This is a genomic window from Reichenbachiella sp., from assembly GCF_039944555.1.
Lineage (GTDB): Bacteria > Bacteroidota > Bacteroidia > Cytophagales > Cyclobacteriaceae > Reichenbachiella.
This window is the reverse complement of sequence record NZ_JBDUYN010000006.1, coordinates 840,216-858,304: the sequence shown is the minus strand read 5'-3', so window position 1 is coordinate 858,304 and position 18,089 is coordinate 840,216. Positions and strand designations below refer to the sequence as shown.

Annotated in this window: 11 protein-coding genes; 6 read left to right on the top strand and 5 right to left on the bottom strand. The window is 41.7% G+C overall.

Going from position 1 to position 18,089, the window contains the following annotated elements:
• Nucleotides 1–19: 19 nt before the first annotated feature.
• The 4 genes from ABJD64_RS08195 to ABJD64_RS08180 are packed head-to-tail and all read right to left on the bottom strand — an operon-like array spanning nucleotide 20 to nucleotide 5,894.
• On the bottom strand, nucleotides 20–2,017 hold the full coding sequence (locus ABJD64_RS08195) for a tail fiber domain-containing protein (protein ID WP_348180305.1): 1,998 nt from the start codon (nucleotides 2,015–2,017) through the stop codon (nucleotides 20–22).
• An 11-nt stretch (nucleotides 2,018–2,028) separates the two neighbouring features.
• Nucleotides 2,029–3,252 carry a caspase family protein gene (locus tag ABJD64_RS08190; protein WP_348180304.1) on the bottom strand — a complete coding sequence of 408 codons (1,224 nt, stop codon included), beginning with the start codon at nucleotides 3,250–3,252 and terminating at the stop codon, nucleotides 2,029–2,031.
• 13 nt (nucleotides 3,253–3,265) lie between these two features.
• Nucleotides 3,266–4,021 carry a hypothetical protein gene (locus ABJD64_RS08185; protein WP_348180302.1) on the bottom strand — a complete coding sequence of 252 codons (756 nt, stop codon included), beginning with the start codon at nucleotides 4,019–4,021 and terminating at the stop codon, nucleotides 3,266–3,268.
• A 7-nt stretch (nucleotides 4,022–4,028) separates the two neighbouring features.
• Nucleotides 4,029–5,894, bottom strand: a complete 1,866-nt coding sequence (locus ABJD64_RS08180) for a FlgD immunoglobulin-like domain containing protein (RefSeq protein ID WP_348180300.1) — start codon at nucleotides 5,892–5,894, stop codon at nucleotides 4,029–4,031.
• 377 nt (nucleotides 5,895–6,271) lie between these two features.
• Here ABJD64_RS08180 and ABJD64_RS08175 point away from each other — a divergent pair, with 377 nt between their 5' ends.
• From ABJD64_RS08175 to ABJD64_RS08165, 3 genes are read left to right on the top strand one after another with little or no spacing between them, the layout of a single operon-like run.
• Nucleotides 6,272–7,417: an efflux RND transporter periplasmic adaptor subunit gene (locus ABJD64_RS08175; RefSeq protein WP_348180298.1), complete on the top strand. Its 1,146-nt coding sequence runs from the start codon at nucleotides 6,272–6,274 to the stop codon at nucleotides 7,415–7,417.
• A 3-nt stretch (nucleotides 7,418–7,420) separates the two neighbouring features.
• Complete coding sequence (locus ABJD64_RS08170; protein ID WP_348180296.1) at nucleotides 7,421–10,636, top strand: efflux RND transporter permease subunit; 3,216 nt, start codon at nucleotides 7,421–7,423, stop codon at nucleotides 10,634–10,636.
• Between the two features lie 13 nt (nucleotides 10,637–10,649).
• Nucleotides 10,650–12,008, top strand: coding sequence for a TolC family protein (locus ABJD64_RS08165; RefSeq protein WP_348180295.1), 1,359 nt, complete (start codon nucleotides 10,650–10,652; stop codon nucleotides 12,006–12,008).
• A 24-nt stretch (nucleotides 12,009–12,032) separates the two neighbouring features.
• On the opposite strand, the gene ABJD64_RS08160 is transcribed toward ABJD64_RS08165, so the two are convergent.
• Nucleotides 12,033–12,548, bottom strand: a complete 516-nt coding sequence (locus ABJD64_RS08160; protein ID WP_348180294.1) for a DinB family protein — start codon at nucleotides 12,546–12,548, stop codon at nucleotides 12,033–12,035.
• Nucleotides 12,549–12,793: 245 nt separating this feature from the next.
• Here ABJD64_RS08160 and ABJD64_RS08155 point away from each other — a divergent pair, with 245 nt between their 5' ends.
• The 3 genes from ABJD64_RS08155 (at nucleotide 12,794) to ABJD64_RS08145 (ending at nucleotide 18,079) form a co-directional block, all read left to right on the top strand.
• Nucleotides 12,794–13,435, top strand: a complete 642-nt coding sequence (locus ABJD64_RS08155) for a sigma-70 family RNA polymerase sigma factor (protein WP_348180293.1) — start codon at nucleotides 12,794–12,796, stop codon at nucleotides 13,433–13,435.
• A gap of 122 nt (nucleotides 13,436–13,557) precedes the next feature.
• The gene (locus ABJD64_RS08150; RefSeq protein WP_348180292.1) at nucleotides 13,558–14,592 is read left to right on the top strand and encodes a FecR domain-containing protein; all 1,035 of its coding nucleotides are present in this window, start codon (nucleotides 13,558–13,560) and stop codon (nucleotides 14,590–14,592) included.
• Nucleotides 14,593–14,758: 166 nt separating this feature from the next.
• A complete protein-coding gene (locus tag ABJD64_RS08145; protein WP_348180291.1) occupies nucleotides 14,759–18,079 on the top strand; it encodes a SusC/RagA family TonB-linked outer membrane protein in 3,321 nt (1,106 codons plus the stop codon).
• Nucleotides 18,080–18,089: the final 10 nt, after the last annotated feature.

Below are 18,089 nucleotides of genomic sequence, written 5' to 3'. Positions count from 1 at the left end.
AAAAATTTAAGTGGATGGTTTATTTAGATTTTGTGGTTAGGGTTAATTCTGTGGTCTCTTTTTTCGGAGAAATTAAGTTGTATAAAAGATCGATCTTTTCTGCTTGTTGGCTAATTAGTTCAGCTAAGTTTTGATCTTTCCTTGTGACAGACCGAAGCTCTTCTTTCAATGATTCAATCTCAGATTTCAGCGTATCAATAATTTTTTGTTGCTCTTGAATCGCCTTGATTGCGACAGGTCCAAAATTGGAATAATCCACCGTATAGACATCGTTGGCCTTGGAGTAATCGACTAAGGCAGGAAATATTGGTTCAACCTCTTGAGCAATCACGCCAATTTTTTTATCCTCTTTGTCATCTTGTTCGTTAAAATGAAATGCTCTAATTGACATGCTCATTACTCTGTCCAATACGTCAGGAATTTGTTCTATATTTTTTTTAAACCGACGGTCTGAAATGGTAGAATACGCTCCAGTGGAATTGTTAAATTGACCCTTGATGGCATCATTGTAATAGGTGATCAAATTGTGACTGGTTGCAAAAGTATAAAGTGTCCACCTGTCAGTACTGCTGGTAATTGAAAAGCCCTCTCCGGCGGAAGGAACTCCAGTGCCATGGACCACTTCAAAAGTAGTAGCTGGACTTGAGCTAGTTCCAACAGCTGCGGTACCATCAACAATTAAATTATCCGCACCTGGGTCACCGGTGCCGCCAACATGGATGCCTCCTGTGGTATTCAATCTGGTAACGTCGACTGTGCCTTCGAGTAGTGCATCAGAAATGGTCCCGTCAGCTACATCTTGTAAATCTGCATCAAGTACGGAGTTGGGCAAGGTTCCAGTTGTTACAAAAGTCGCGCTGATTCCCGTGCCCACTTTAGATCCAGTTAGTGAACCATCAGCCAAATCCTGCAGATCAGCATCTAGTTGCGCGTTGGGCAGGGTTCCGGTGGTAATGTCAGATGCACTTACAGAGACAGACCCAAACTCATAAGCCGTATTTCCCGCATTACTTCTCAGGTATTGACTACCACCGCCTGAAGCAACGGCTGTAAAAGCAGTGAGACCATTTCCAATAACAATACCCGTCAGGGTTGAGGCCCCGGTCCCACCTTTTGGTACGAGTATGGGTCCACTAATCTTGGCAGATGTTATCGAGGCGTTATCTATATTAGCTCCTTTTATCCCGTCGCCTACCTTAGAGCCAGTCAGTTCTCCATCTGCTAAATCATCCAGGTTAGCATTGTAAGCTTGTACATTTGTCCCAATGGCTAAACCCAGGTTGGTTCTGGCATCGGCTTCTGTTGTTGCATTGGTCCCACCATCTGCTATGGCAATGGTGCCGCTGATTTTTGAAGTGGGGATGGTGCCGTCTGTGATGTTTGCACCAGCTATGCCTGTTCCTACCTTAGCGCCGTCGAGTGTGCCATCAGCTAAGTCTTGTAAGTCAGTATCTAATCGTCCATTAGGCAAGGTTCCGGTAGTGACGTTGGTAGCGCTAATTCCTGTTCCCACTAAAGAACCTGATAATTCTCCATCGGCTAGATCTTGCAGTTCAGCATCCAGCAGTGTATTATCAATAGTACCGGTAAGTAGGGTCGAACTGATCGTGCCAGTTATATTTGATCCCGCTACGTTGTTCGCTGTTTCGGCCTGAAAGGAGTAGGGTACGGTTGTCAGCGGAGTTCGGGGTGTTAATTCTGTGCCTCCGTCTACCGAAATACCAATAGTGTAGTCTTCATTCCATATGTCAGTGGGCAAAGGACTGTTATCACCTGTTCCACCTCCTATAATGACTGAAAACAAGCCTTTGTCGACTTCTGAGGTCACGGTTCGGGACAAAACCTCAGAACTTCCGGAATCATAAAATTTAAAGACAAAACTATGGGTAGCTCCGTCATTGACTGGCTCGCCCGCATCATCCGTCAGGTATCCCTGATAGGATATCGTTCCGTTCACTTGAGCGAAGGTTGAAAATGTGATTACCGAACCGATAAATATTAGTATTAGCCTATTCATTACTTCATTGTTTATTTGACTACAAAAACAAATTCACTGCCTGGAGCATTATCGCCGAATTTCCCTATGCGGGGCTCCGGGGTCAGTTTTTCCACATAAGAATAAATTTCATTCAATGTCAAAATGCCATCACTGCCCCCAAAACTGTTGAGCGCGTCTACTACGTTTTTAGCAAAAGGAGAATGTTTTCCGGGTATCCCATCACTTACATACTCTTTTCCTCCGCTGGTCAAATACTTTCGCGTTTTGACCGATAATTTTCTTAAAATGTAATCTGACTGTGATACCTCTTCGTAGATTTCCGCACTCCTGGAAGTGGCAATCGCATTGTCGAATGTACCACCGAAACATACGTCCATCATCAGAAACACGTGTTCAGAGGGGATGACATTCAGGATGTTGCGCAAGCGATTGTAAGAAACATAGGATGTTTTTCCTGGATCATCTTTCAGGGATTCTTTTACCACTACAAAGCCTTCTTTGAATCCTTCATCGAAATATCCGTGCCCCGCAAAAAAGACCATTAATTGATCCAGTGGTGCGTATTCCATTTCGCTATATTCACGAAGCTTACTGAAGATGACATCCTGGGATGGGTTTTCTATGACCTCGATCTCAAATCCATAGTATTTCTCGAGCATCGATGCGATGGTACGGCCGTCATATATCGGATTAACCAAGTCTGACCAGTTATCGAAGTTATCGGAAAGAAAGAATACCGCACGGTCCTTACGGTGTAGTTTGGCAGCATCAGCCAGTGCCGTTTCTCCTACATGGACAATCCTAAAGCTCTTGGATACCACGCCATCCACATTTTCTACCACCACTTCCAAAACATTGATTCCATCCATCATGGTGATGTCACGTTCGATGGTCATTTCTTGCTGCTGATTTTCTTCAGGCTTCACAGACATGCTACCCCTTAGAGATGCTTCTTTTGCCACAAACCCTCGCATATTAGCATCGGTGTGTTCGTGCAGGTTTAGCTTCACACTACTGATGCTGGAGGAAGACGAAATTTTTAGTTTTGAAAACAGTTTTTTCTCAGTGAGAAAAACGGTTTCATTGGCGGGCTCAATCCATTCAATAAAGGGGACTGAGCCACTTTTTAGGTCCTTTGAGTCCGTTAGATTGACGTCAAAAGCAACACTCTTACTTTTTAGGTTCTGAGCGTCAGCAGCATGGATCGATAGGAGGATCAATGCTATTACGGTATTTAATAGATAGTCTTTCATAGCTCTTGAGAATTTATGGATCTGGAAAATCAGGATGACCGGCCAGCGGTTCTACAGCGGACGAGCCGCCGCTTTCACTCCCTCCGGAAGAATTGAGTAGAAGGTATGCTCCGGCTGCCAGGCCGGCCAGTGCGCCGACCTTAATGACGATAGGAATTTTTGGTACAATCTGGAAATAGCCTGTATACGTGGCTTCATCCCGGTTTCTGGTATTCGTAAACTTCAGGCGATAATCTTTGCCCGGTTTGGCAGATCCTTCAAAAGCGTATTCGTACTTCCCGCTGTTGGGAACATTTCGATCGCCACCCACACGTGATTGATCTTTGTACAGCTCAATGTCGATTTGCCCTCCCATATTACCCGACTTCCAAAGCAATGGGTAGGCTTGGCCTCTTTTGAATTTGGCCCCGGCATCAAATCCAGTGATCTTAACAAATGGAATATATACACGTGCACGAATCTCCAATGCCAGCTCACCTTCATAACCCCCGATTTCCTCGTAGGCATTCCAGCTGATCATATGATACACGCCTGGTTTTATTTCAGCCCCTACTTCACCACTTACCTTTGTGAGTGGTTCCGCAAAATTGTCTTTAGAAGAGTACAGATCAATCTGGTATTCGTGGTTGGGGTTCGAATCATCGAGTGAATAGTAGACATTAATCAATTCACCTGCCAGCTCGATTTTTTCCATAGTCACCGTTTGGGCTGTCAATTTTAGAGCCGCAATGGATAATGCAAAAAAGAGAAGTAGTCTATATTTTAACATATCTCATTTATTTTGAAATAATAAGCTTGCCCGTAAACTGCCTTTGCTTATTGCTTGAGTGAATACTAATTCGATAAAAGTACATGCCTGATGGAGCTTCTTTCCCATATTCGGAAATACCATTCCAGTTAAGCTTGTGTAAGCCCGATGTCAGGTCACCCTGGTAGATTTGTTTAATCATTCGGCCCTCTTTACTATAAATGATGGCGTCAACATTGTGAATTGCTTCTTGTGAAGTCAATATCACTGGAAAGACCATTGAAGACGAATGGTTAGTCATTGGGTTGGGGTATGGGGCACCAACAAATGATTGATCAGGGCCCATTTGTTCCAGTACGTCTTTGCCATAATATATCTCCAGATTGGAGTTGTTGCCGGTTGTGAGTTTATTAGATGATCTCATATCGAGCATCATCTGGTTTTGAACGTCATAGAGATACATCTCAACAGCATGTTCACCAAATCCTGAATTGTCCCAACTTAATGTGATAGGCCCATCCTCATAAGAATTGAGTTCGAGTTGCCACTTGTACTGCGATTGGGACTCTACGATATCCTTACTAAAAAAGCCAAGTGGGTGCTCGGGGTGAGCAAAATTCATTTCTAAATAAGAAAGAAATCGCGGTGGATTATGATCATCGAAATAGTCTTTTCCATTTTTTGCTTCGGTATGCATACCAATCCCGCCAAGGGAATTTGAATGACTACCTTGTTCGATTTTAAATTCTACTTTCCAGTTTTTAGCGCTGAGTGTTGTTTCAAAAGGTCTGTGCATGAGTCGACCACCTGATAGCGTTTGTCCTGAAAATGGAATTTCAATGGACGTTGCCGCTCCCTCCAGATAAGCGATGCCTCCCTGAAAAGGAAGTAGTTCATCACCATTGGCGTAATCTCCTTCAAAAAGCTTAATTACCCCGATATTAACTGCAGAATTATAAGTTCGAACATTTTCCCAGCTTATTGGAACCGTGTACGGGTTACCGATCATATTCCACCCACTTTGTAGATCGATAGAAAAAAGGTTGTCCTGATTGTTTTCTGAGGCCGTTACATTGGTGCCCAATTCCAATGTCTGGTTGTTTTTGTCGCTGATCAACAGCCAGTACCCCTTTCCTCTGTTGAGGTTTTTGGCGCTTCCGTCCGGATACTCGCTGAAATTATTGTCTCCATCGTGTGAAAAAAGCCGCCATTTGCTTTTGTCGTAGTCGCCGAGGTCGATCAGTGCGCTGAATAAGGTAGCTACTTCATTTTGATTGATTTGATAGGGGACAGAAATCATCCTGTAATCTTCTGCCAAACTTCCGAGATTGATCAGGGTATTTGGAAATGTAACCTGAGGACTGGTACCATAGGCAAAGAGGCTACCGGTAGTGGGATGGCGTCTTCTTCTATCGGTTACGTCTTTGGCGACGAAGTAATACTCGATACCCATTTCATCGTAATCATTGGATTGCAGAGCATAAGTAAATTTGTCTCCGGATTCAATAGTCAATGGAATAGAATCAAAGGCGCTACCACCGATTGGTCTGATCCAAATGGCAGCATATTCAACGCCGTCCAAGTCCAGTATGTCGGCTGCAATTGTGTCTCCCTGGATGATATTAAATGCTGAAAACTGATATTCAGCCAACACATTTATATTGGGAGCAAAGTTTTCCTGGAGTAGAGTAGATATAGATGAGTAAAAACCACCGGATAAAGCACCGGCATCAGAATTAGCAATAGATTGCCCGAAGTTACCGGACAAATTGATGGTGCCGTTTGATGCATTGGTATGTGCGGCAGATACAACAGTTTGCAACTGTATACTTTGAGCATACAGCAAATGTATTCCCAAAATCCAGGTTAGTACGGTACAGGTGGTCCTTTTCAAGTTTCTACGTTTTCAAGATAAAATGAATCCCAAAAGCTGCTTAGCACTCTATGTTAATTAAGATTCAAAAGTCCTGAATATGACGTTCGATAATATAAATATAGTTACATTTTTTTGAATTAAAAGAATGCACCATAAATAGAACATCCATGTATGAGTATCCAGTGTGAATTCGAATCATGTATTCTCTCGAATTTGGAAGATAGACATCAATGAATTGATCGCATGAAAACCGCAGGTCATCGATGATAATTGAACTTTAAAAATCATGAGAATCAATCAGATCAAATTCCCACCACTCATAAAATAAAAACCTATTACTGAAACAAAAGAATCATTTTTGCGATAGAAAACTGACAATTATCACTAACACCTAGATGGACAAACAGATCAAACGGAAAATAGTCTCATTTATAACTGTAGTTCTAATTATTGGAGCTACAGCATTTGCTTTCAATATGCTCTCAAGTCAAAAGGAAGCCCCACCACAACGACCTAAACCGATAGCCAAAAACTATGTCATGGCAGAACCATTTCAGCCATCCAAAGTAGAAACCGTGATAGAGGCTTATGGAAGAGTAGGATCTTCTAAGCAAATCAACGTGATTGCAGAAGTGGCAGGTAAATTACAGCAGGGAAGTGTGCCACTAAAAAAAGGACAACGTTTTCGCAAAGGGCAGCTACTCTGTAAAATTGATAACGTAGAAGAGAACTTAAATCTAAAAGCTCGCAAAAGTAGCTTCTTGCATACCTTAGCTTCTATTTTACCGGATATCAGAATTGACTTCCCATCAAGCTTCCCTATTTGGCAGGCCTATTTTGATGGAATAGAACTGGATAAAAAAATTCCTGCCTTGCCGGAACCAAAATCGTCCAAAGAAAAAACCTTTTTGGCAGCTAAAAATATCCTGAGTGAGTACTATGCTATAAAAAGTGAAGAAGAAAATCTTAAGAAGTTTTATATATATGCACCATTCAATGGTAGCGTGGTTACCATCAACTTTCAAGTCGGATCTGTGGTCAGTCCTGGAGCCAATATTGGAACAATTATAAGTACGGACGAGTTAGAATTGGAAGTGCCTGTTGAGCAAAGAGATATTGATTTTGTGCAAAAAGGCAAGGTAGTAACCATCGTGGATGAATCCGATTTTGAGCAAAACTGGATTGGAACGATTACCAGGGTAGCGGATTTTATCGATCCTAATTCTCAAAGTGTAAGCGTTTTTATTAGAATTCAAAAACGTTCTAAATACGAAGCTCTTGATGGCTTGTTTCTAAAAGCGCGTATTCCAGGTAAGCCTGTAGAAGATGCTGCGAAGGTGCCACGAAGAATTCTCAAAAATAAAAATGAGATTTTCGTAGTGCAAGATAGTGTGCTGGTGACACGCCAGGTGAGAGTCCATAAGGTCTCTGAAAACGACGCCATTATCAGTGGCCTAAAAATAGGAGAGATGATGGTAACAGATCGACCTTCTAACGCTTCTGAAAACATGAAAGTAGAAATCGTAAAACCTAAATCTTAAACTATGAGAAAGGTTGTAGAATTTTTTATAAAATTTCCCATTTGGGCCAATGCCATCATCTTAATCGGTGTACTGGGAGGATTGGGTACCTATTATTTTAATCTAAAAAAATCCTTCTTTCCAGAAAGAGACGCAAGATACGTAAATGTATCAGTCGCCTATCCCGGAGCTTCACCTGTTGAAATGGAAGAAGGGATCACTATCAAGATAGAAGAGTCGCTCAAAGGATTAGAAGGTATAGAAGAGGTGACTTCCACATCTTCCGAAAATAGTGCAAACATCAGTATTCGTTCAAAGGACGGATATGATCTGGACGAACTAACAACAGAAGTTAAAAATGCAGTGGATCGCATCAACGCGTTCCCAGTTTCTGCAGAGAAGCCGGTAGTGGCGAAGCAGAAATCGACCAGCATGGCAGCCTTCATGGGTATACGAGGTTCGGTATCTCTGTTAGAATTGAAAAAGGCGGCAGAACAGGTAGAAGATGATTTCTTTAAGTCCGGATTTATTTCTCAGGTTAGATTGTCAGGCTATTCTGATTTGGAGATTTCGATAGAAGTCAGAGAGCAGGATTTGCTACGTTATGGGCTCACTTTTGCACAAGTGGCTAGCGCGGTACGAATGAATAATCGTGACATTTCAGGTGGTTCGATTAAAACTGTAGATGAAGAAATTAGAATTCGGGCTAATTCGAAAGAGTTTGATCCTAGTGCGCTTGACGAAATTATCGTTAGGGCCAACCCCGATGGTACCAAACTACATCTCGGAAAAATCGCTGACGTGAAATTGCAGTTCGCTGATGTGCCGAACAAGTTCTTTTCAAACGGAAAGCGAGCCATTAACATCGCAGTCCAAAAATTGCCAGAAGAAGACATAGAAAAGATATCCAAGTTTTTGGATGACTATGTGAAAGAATTCAATACCAAGCAAGAAAACATTGAACTGTCCATGGGATTTGATTTTAATTCTATGCTCGAAGATCGTTTGGAATTGCTGATCAGAAACTTTGGCACTGGCCTGGTCTTGGTATTGCTCACACTTGGGTTTTTCCTCTCACTTAGGTTGTCTTTTTGGGTAGCCATGGGTATTCCGATTTCCTTTTGTGCGATGTTCATCATCGGGGATATGGCAGGAATTACGATCAATATGCTGACGCTGACGGGTATGCTCCTTGTTGTTGGTATTTTGGTTGATGATGGTATTGTGATAGCCGAAAATATCTATACGCATTTTGAAAGAGGGAAAAAGCCACATGAGGCTGCCATAGATGGTACCATGGAAATGTTGCCGTCAGTGTTTACCTCGGTGATGACTACCATCGTGGCTTTCATGCCACTCATTTTCCTGGACAACAATGGGTTTACAAAAGAAATGGCCATTGTGGTAATTGCCTGTTTGGCATTTTCACTGGTAGAGGCCTTCTTCGTATTACCAGCTCACTTGTCGCATAAATGGGTGCTGCAAGGAAGGAAGACCAAAGGATGGTATTATACATTCCGACAGGGAATGGAAAAACTAATCGACCACGTTCGATACAATATGTACTCTCCATTTATCAATCGATTACTTAAATATCGCTGGATTTCATTCATGATGCCTTTTGTGTTCATCATCTTGGTATTGGGCATGTTTGCAGGCGGCATCATCAAGTTTACTCCATTTAGCCGTCCACCAATTGATGATATCAACGTGGATTTGGTTTTAAAACCAGGTACAAGAGAAACTGTTACCGAAGATTATCTTTGGAGTTTTGAGAAATCGGTTTGGAAAGTACATCAGAGGTTGCTTGATGAAGGTCGAATCAAAGATACGATCATGACTGATGTGGATGTGCAATTGGGTTCTACATCCGATAGGAAAAATACAGGATCACATACCGGAGCCGTACGAATTGATTTCCACAAAATGGATGAAAACAACATATCCGGGTATGAGGTCGCTACACTCGTAAGGAATGAAATTGGTACCGTACCTGAGGCAGAAAAGTTTAGCGTAGGTGCCGCGAACTATTGGGGCAAACCCGTGGCCATTTCACTAAAAAGTAAAAATATTGACGACCTGGATAAAGCCAAAGAAGAAGTAAGAGATGCACTACTAAAAATGTCTGACCTTATAGACGTTGGTGATGATGCAGCTGCCGGACAGCGTGAGATGGAGCTGGAACTGAAACCATTGGCCTATCATTTGGGCTTGACCCAAAGCGATATTACACAACAAATCCGTCAGGGATTTTTTGGAGAAGAGGTCCAAAGATTGCAAGTCAATACAGATGAAATTCGTGTCTGGGTACGATATCCAAAGGAAGACCGATTGAGCATTACTCAATTGGAATCCATGAAGATCAAGCGTAATGGCGCGGAGTATCCTTTGTCTGAGTTGGCAGATTACAATATAGGTAGAGGTATTACCAGCATCAAGCATTTCAATGGAAAACGATCTATACAAGTATTTGCTGAGTTAGCAAACTCTAAAACAACTCTACCACCAATTTTGGAAAAGGTATCTACAGAGATCATGCCTCCAATACTCAATAAATATGCAGGTTTGGAATACAGTTTTGAAGGGCAATCTCGTGGCAGTCAGCGCCAAACGGATTCATTTATGGCCATTCTGGTGCCGGTTATTTTGCTGATGCTTTTGTTTATTACCCTCAACTTCAGGTCGTTTTATCAAACCTCTTTGATCCTGTTTTTGCTTCCTCTAGGATGGGCTTGTGCCGCGTTTGGACATTTTTTCCACGATGCAGTGGTTTCCTTTGTAAGCTTCTACGGAATGCTGGCATTGTCCGGTGTCATAGTAAACGACGCTGTTGTGATGCTGGATCAGTACAACAGAAACCTCAAGGAAGGAATGAGTGTTATGGATGCGATCAACAAAGCAGGGACGGCAAGATTTAGGGCCATTCTACTTACCTCATTGACTACTGTGGCGGGTCTCTTTCCATTGATATTAGAAAGTAGCTGGCAGGCTCAGTTTATTATACCCATGGCCATATCACTGGCTTATGGCGTGTTGTTTGGAACCCTGTTTATTTTGTTTTTCTTCCCGGTGATGATCTTGTGTTTCAATGACATCAAAGTATATATCACCTGGTTCTTTAGAGGTATTTGGCTCAGCCTGAAAGCCGTTTTCTGGGGCGAGCATATGGAAATACTGAAGCCAACAAAAGAGGAAGTGGAACCTGCCATCATCGAAGGAAAAAAATTAGCTGAATACTGATTGATATAATTAAATGAATAATCAAACAAGGAAAGCCATCTTGGCTATAGGTGTATTTTGCCTGTTTTTTGGAAATATTGTTACCGCACAAGAGCCATTGTCCTTATCACAGGCGATCGAAATGGGCCTGAAAAACAACTTTTCGATTCAGATCGAACAAAATAAGCAGCTGCAGGCTGCCAATAATAATACCTGGGGACAGGCAGGTATGTTTCCGAATATTGCCTTGGGTTTGGGTGGGGGACTCAGCAAGACGAGTCTCGATAACCCAGCCAGTTTCCTGTCTTCAGGAAACATAAAATCGAATAATTACAACCCGACCATTAATCTAAATTGGGTTTTGTTCAATGGCTTGAATGTCCAAATAACCAAGCAAAAACTGGAACTGCTTCAGGATCAGTCGGAAGGCAATGCCGCTGTCATCATAGAAAATACGGTACAGGCCATTATACTGGCTTACTATAATGTGCTTCTGGAAAGGGAGAGGACAGAAGTGTTTGCTAATACATTGAGCTTGTCAAGGGATAGGTATGACTATGTGAAGTTGAAAGGGGAGTTGGGGAGTGCAGTTACTTTTGATATACTAAGGGATAAAAATGCATATCTGACCGATTCGTCGAACTACATCACTCAGATACTGAATCACAGGAATGCTGTTCGAAACCTTAATCTGCTGCTGGCTCAGTCGATTGATATGAATTACTTGTTTTCGGATAGTCTGGAAGTGCAAAAAACAGCTTTCAATTTGGACGAAATGGCATCTGCTATGAAGTCATCCAACAGCAATTTGAGAAATCAATATGTTAATCAGGAGATATTAAGAAAAGATATTCGAATAGCGAGCTCTGCGCTCTACCCGAATTTGAATCTTGGGGTTAGTGGTTCGAAGAATTGGCAGACGCAGGATTTGAGTGATGCTCAGTTTTCAAATGGAACATTTGGTGAATCCGGGATAAAGTCCACCACCGGCAACCTATCGGCGAATCTGACATTGTCATTTACCTTATTCAATGGAGGAAAGATCCGGAACCAAATTAAAAATGCACAGATTCAGGAACGGATAGGTCAGTTGCAAATCAAGGATTTGGAGTTGACCCTGGACAATTCATTGATTAGTAGCTATGATCAATACAATCTACGTCAGAATCTGAATGCCATCGCATCTGAAAATCTGGAAACCGCCAATTTGAACCTGGAAATGGGTGAGGAGCGCTACCGAAATGGTAGTATCAATTCATTCAATTACCGAGATCTACAAATTACCTATTTGCAGACAGCTCTGAGCTACTATCAATCCATTTACAATCTCATTGAATCCAAAACTGAATTATTGAGATTGTCAGGTGGGATATTAAGCGAACCGCCGAATTAGTTTGGGTAATTTGAGATAACTGTTTCACCTCTCCCCAAAAAATGGTGGGTCAATCCCAAGTACTCGCAAGTAAACATAACCCTGACCACGATGATGGATTTCATTGTCGATGACATACTGAAGCACAGAATAAAGAGGGCCGTCGAAAGTCTCAAACGCCAATTCTATTTCTTGAAACCGATGTGGTGGAATTTGTGCCCACAAAATATCTATGGCAGCCGTGGTATCATCCCAAAGTTGTAACAAATCGGCTTTGGTTTTGACATAGTCTTGCTCATCTTTTTCCGTTTCGACTTCTTCCCATTCACCACTTATTAGCCCGTTTAGTGTGGGTACGACCATATCAATCATTTCTGTAGCCAGTCTTGAGAATGGACGCATGCGTCCAAGCGAAAAGGTAAGCAGGTCGAGTTCTGGAAAGGCATCAATCACCCGACGTGTCAATCGACGATGTCCTTGCCACGCTTCCAGGAGTTGATCAGGGCTGATGGCAATTTCCTTGGTTTGATCTTCAGCAGTTGAGTTGAATAGATTTTGCATTGGTTTTCGTTTTGATTTACTCAAAGAAAACTCCAGTCACTGACAACCCTATGTCAGTGAATTTTCGATAGAAAAAATAAATTTTAGCATCTGGCCAAATCGCCTTTTTCATTTCGAGTTGGACCGTTCAGAACAAACGCCACTCTTTTTATTGAAACTTAGCCCTTATATTCGTAAATTATTAAGGTAGGAACTACGATTTAGCAGCAGTTTAAAAAGAAATCGCTGATCTGCAAAGGAAGCGAATGAAGCAGAAAGATAATAGCAAGACCACGGGGCTGGATTTAGGCAAAGGTGATGAGCAAACCATCTGGAAGAATTTTGTCAATGACAACCAGGACGCTTTGTCCCAGATGTATGAAGCTTATTCTCAAAAACTATATAACTACTGTCGACAATTTGATTCAGATGACTCTCTAATATGGGATGTCATTCAAGATCTTTTTTATGATTTAATCAGAAGAAAAAAACATCTGGCAATACCAAATTCTGTGACCGCCTATTTACTCAGCAGTGTCCGAAGAAAAATAATCGAGCGATTGGAACAGAAAAAAAAGGCCAAGGAGCAATCCTTAGATCCGGACAAACACGCCTTTCAGGTACAAATCTCAGAAGAAAATGAGCTGATCAAGCGAGAATTATCTTCCGAGCAAAAGCAGCGTTTGGAAAAGGCCTGTAACGAACTTCCCGTTAAGCAGCGCGAAGCCATCCTTTTGAAATTTTATGAAGGACTGAGTTACGAGGAAATCGCTCAGGTTATGGATATGACCAAAAATAAGTCGGCCAGGGCTTTGGTTTATCGAGGTCTGCAATCTCTTTCCATCAAATTATCTGACATGGATCCAAAAAAGGGATTAGCTGTACTTTATACTATTTCAATGGTTTAATAAGGCATTTCACATCCTTTTTGAGATTACTTCAGACTTTTTTTAAAAAAAGTTTGAAATCGCTATGGTCATTTGTGTTGATGCCCCCTCTATCATAATAGACCACCTGCAGAAAACAGAAAATGGAATACAACGAATATACAACCGAAGATTTTTTGAAGGATGAATTTTTTATCTCTTCAATGATCAATTCAGATGCCGAAGACTTTTGGAAAGATTGGACAAATACTTCACCAGCCAACCTGTCCGACTACAATTTGGCAAGACAAGTGATCCTATCTCTAAGCTACAAAGATGTAAAGCGGCCACAAAAAACAGACTATAAGAGAACGTTGAACAATATTTTGGCATTGGATAATGATTTGCGCCAGTCGACCGAAAAGATACCAAGGCAAAAAATCCTTACTCTCCCGAATGTATTCAAAGTGGCAGCTTCGATTGCATTACTCATAGTATCAATTTGGGTGTGGAACCAATATCAGCCAGGTGGTGGAATGAATCAACAAGATCAGGAAATTGTTTTGATAAGCAAAACAGCAGCTCATGGCCAAAAGACCACGGTACGCTTATCTGATGGATCCAGAGTAACCCTAAACTCTGGAGGAAAAATTACCTACGAGAAAGGCTTTTCTGAAAAGAAGCGTAAGATAGAATTGACAGGAGAAGCTTATTTCGAAGTTGCTAAAGATGCAGATAGGCCATTTGTGGTATCCACCAGAGGCATATGCACAACCGCCCTTGGTACCTCATTCAACATTCGGGCATTTGGTGATGAATCAGATGTGATTATATCCCTGGTTACTGGAAGAGTTAGTGTTGGTCAAAAGGAAGGGTTTGATGTAATGCTCAATCCCGGAGATCAGCTGAAATACAATATGGAGGGAAATAATGTTGAGCAGAATCAGTTTGACACAACCAATATATTGGCCTGGACCAAAGGCATTATCGTCTTCGAAAATGCCTCAATGGAGAAAGTCATCAAAGAATTAGAAAAATGGTACGGTGTGACTTTTGAGTTTGAAAATAACTCTAATACCCAATGGAAATATTCGGGAAAATTCGAAAATCAGAGTTTAAACAATGTACTCGAAAATCTGAGCTACTCTCAGAAATTCCACTATGATCTAAACGATAAAACAGTGAAACTAAAATTCTAAAAAAATGAAAATTCTAGCAGAACATAACAAATCACCATAGGGCGACAGGCATAAGATCAGATGGTTTTATGCAATAAAAAGGGGCTCATCTATTGAACAAAATTCGACTCTTGGATCAACAGACAAGCCCGGAAATGATTTACGTTAAATAAACCATATCAAATTTATGAAAAATATTTATCTCTTTATTAAAGTGCTTATGAAGTTATCATTTTACGGCATTTTCATTCAAGTGTTATTTCTAAATGTTCTGATCGCGTCAAATGGATCAGCTCAGGGATATAAAAGCCTCAGCGAGGTTTATATCGAGCTAGATGCCAAAGATTTGACCATCAAAGGACTGTTCTCAGAAATTGAATCTCACACTTCATTTGAATTTAATTATGATGACAAATCAATAGATAAGCGTGCAACTGTCAAATTATCAGAGACTCGACAATCGGTAGAAGAGCTGCTGGTAAGCGCAGGACGAAGTGCCAATTTGCACTTTCGTAGAATCAACAACAATATCAGTGTTCAGAAAGCAAGCACCAAAACCGGAAATAACGAAATCGTCATGGAACTTGAGGATATTCTTGTCAAAGGTAAGATTACCGATGAAGCCGGTGAACCTTTGCCTGGTGCTACTATTATCATCAAGTCAACTAATCAAGGAACTACCAGTGATATAGAGGGGAATTATGCGATTCAAGTCTCCGAAGATGGAATTTTGATTGTTTCATTTGTGGGTTACACAGTCATGGAAGTAGTGGTTGCCAACAGGAGCGTTATAGACGTTCAGCTTCAGCCGGATGTAAGTACCCTTGCTGAAGTGGTAGTGGTAGGCTATACTGAGAAAGACACAAGGAAGCTTACCTCTTCAATAGCTGTTGTGAATTCAGACCGAATCCAGCAGGTACCTATGGCAACCTTCGATAATATACTGCAAGGTGCAGCTCCAGGAATGTTGGTACAATCCGGTACTGGACAACCTGGCCGACCAGCCGATATTGCCATAAGGGGAGTTAAATCTATTAATTCCTCAACAGCACCTCTCTATATATTAGATGGCATAGAGATTACTGGAGGTGATTTTGCCGCAATCAATCCCAACGATATTGGTTCCGTTAGTATATTGAAGGATGCGGCGGCTACCCAGATTTATGGATCCAGGGGAGCTACGGGTGTGATTGTGATCACTTCCAAGTCAGGTGTGAAAGGAGAGTCCAAACTTGAGTACCATACATTTTTTGGCATTTCTCCCAAGCCAAAATACAATGATGGACTTAGACCACTCACCTCTGCTCAACTCATCGATCTGCAGCATGAAATCGGAATTGGGGCTACAGTTGGTCTCTCGCAGACCGTACTTGATTCTCTTAAGCTGATAAATACAGACTGGCTGGACGCTACCACGAGAAACGCCAAGATACAATCACATGAAGTTAGTTTTTCTGGAGGAAGTAACAATACCAGATTTTACATCTCAGGGAGCTATTTCTCCCAGGAGGGAACCAGTTTGAGATCAAAATTGGATAGATATTCACTGAGGACAAAAGTGGATTATGAAAAAAATAATTTCAGTATTGGATCCAGTCTCTATTTAGCTCATACGGAAACTGAAGACAGCGAGAGTGAAGGTTCTTTCGGCAGGTCCAATCCTTTTTATTCCAGTATCCGCGCCAATCCTTATGACCATGTCTATGACCCGACAACCGGGGAATATGCTCTGCCGCTGGATCTATCGGCTAGTAGTACTTTCAATATTTTGGAACGAATAAAGACGAACGATGAAAATAGATCTATCAATCAGGCAATAGCGAGCCTGAATGGAAGGTATAAGATCCCGTTCGTTAAGGGTTTGAGCGTGGCTTCACGATGGAGTGTAAATTTTAGTCAGCGTGAGGAAATCGATTACATTGATCCGAATTCATTCAGTGGCCCGAGGAGTCAGGGAGGTCAGGGAAGGCTAGCTCATGATTTCAGCCGAAGGGTTCGTTTTACAGGGACCAATTCTATACACTATGATTTCAATATTGAAGATGATCACTTCTTTAATGTAGCGGCTTACCAGGAGTTTGTGTATTATAACAGATCCGATACCGAAATTGAGGTGTTTGGCCTAGATAAAATTCAAACCATTAGCGGGGCCACACCGGGAGCAGATGGTAATGGCTTCATACCAACATTCGGTGGACTGACAGATGAAAATTCACTCTCATCGTATTTCGCCACCATCGATTATTCATACAAAAACAGATACAATGTTACGGGAGGGGTGAGACGTGATGGGTCTTCCAACTTTGGTTCGAACAATCGCTTCGGTAATTTTTACTCCGTAGGACTGGGATGGACGCTGTCTGAGGAGAATTTTATGTCTTCTTTGGCCTTTGTCAACTACGCCAAGTTTAGAGCCAGTTATGGTACTGTTGGTAACCAAAGAATTAATGAGAGACCAGATTCCAACGGTGAAAGCGTCAGTAGTACAGCTGCCAGGGCGGTATTTGGATCTACTGCTGCGTACAACGGTGCAAGTGGCCTCGTGTCGAACCTGGCTAATCCGGATCTAAAATGGGAGCAAACTGAAAAACTGAACATAGGATTTGACCTTACCGCATTCAATGATTTTGTGACGATGAATGTGGATTGGTACAATGAGACTACGGTAGACCTTTTGCTCAACGTTCCAATTTCTCGAACCACCGGTTTTTCAAATCAAACCAGAAATTCAGGTACGTTAAGAAACAGAGGTATTGAATTGGCCATTACAACCAAGAACCTCAATTGGAATGGTTTCAAATGGATCACAAGTCTTAATCTGGCCAAAAACAAAACGACAGTAGAGAAATTACCTGATGGAAGTTTTAAAATTGGCGACTTTTTATACGAAGAAGGAAAAGAGCTGGGAGTTTACAATTTGGTCAGGCGCGAAGGTATAAATCCTGCTAATGGCAAGACGCTCTGGTATGACAAAGAAGGAAACCTCACTGAAACGTATAATGAGGATGATGCAGTAAATATTGCGCCCAGCTTACCAAAGTATCATGGTGGATTTACTAATACGTTCTCTTACAAGGGTTTAGAATTAAGAGTATTTGTCTCCTTTGCGCAGGGCCACAGCATATTCAATACGGTCAGAACGTCTCTTGACAATCCTACTAAGATATCAAGAGGAAGTGTATCCCAAAATGCGCTGAGGTTTTGGAGGCAACCAGGGGATATCACGGACTTGCCCGATCCAAATAAACAAGCCACTTACGAAGGTGATTCAGGATGGCTGGAAGATGCCTCATATGTGAGGTTGAGAAACGTAATTTTATCTTATAATCTGCCGTCTTCGATAGTGAATAAGCTGAAAGTATCAGGAATACGCATATACGCCCAAGGGCAAAATCTGTATACCTGGACTACATTTTCAGGCCTTGATCCCGAAAATACGGCAGCCAATTATGTAGCCGACTACCCTTCACTGTCCACATATACCATGGGACTCGATGTTAAATTTTAATTGTGAATCA

Coding starts and splice junctions, on each gene's coding strand:
- ABJD64_RS08155 (WP_348180293.1), top strand. CDS start 12,794: ATGAAGCAGAAAGATAATAGCAAGACCACGGGGCTGGATTTAGGCAAA.
- ABJD64_RS08145 (WP_348180291.1), top strand. CDS start 14,759: ATGAAAAATATTTATCTCTTTATTAAAGTGCTTATGAAGTTATCATTT.
- ABJD64_RS08185 (WP_348180302.1), bottom strand. CDS start 4,021: ATGTTAAAATATAGACTACTTCTCTTTTTTGCATTATCCATTGCGGCT.
- ABJD64_RS08160 (WP_348180294.1), bottom strand. CDS start 12,548: ATGCAAAATCTATTCAACTCAACTGCTGAAGATCAAACCAAGGAAATT.
- ABJD64_RS08175 (WP_348180298.1), top strand. CDS start 6,272: ATGGACAAACAGATCAAACGGAAAATAGTCTCATTTATAACTGTAGTT.
- ABJD64_RS08190 (WP_348180304.1), bottom strand. CDS start 3,252: ATGAAAGACTATCTATTAAATACCGTAATAGCATTGATCCTCCTATCG.
- ABJD64_RS08195 (WP_348180305.1), bottom strand. CDS start 2,017: ATGAATAGGCTAATACTAATATTTATCGGTTCGGTAATCACATTTTCA.
- ABJD64_RS08165 (WP_348180295.1), top strand. CDS start 10,650: ATGAATAATCAAACAAGGAAAGCCATCTTGGCTATAGGTGTATTTTGC.
- ABJD64_RS08150 (WP_348180292.1), top strand. CDS start 13,558: ATGGAATACAACGAATATACAACCGAAGATTTTTTGAAGGATGAATTT.
- ABJD64_RS08170 (WP_348180296.1), top strand. CDS start 7,421: ATGAGAAAGGTTGTAGAATTTTTTATAAAATTTCCCATTTGGGCCAAT.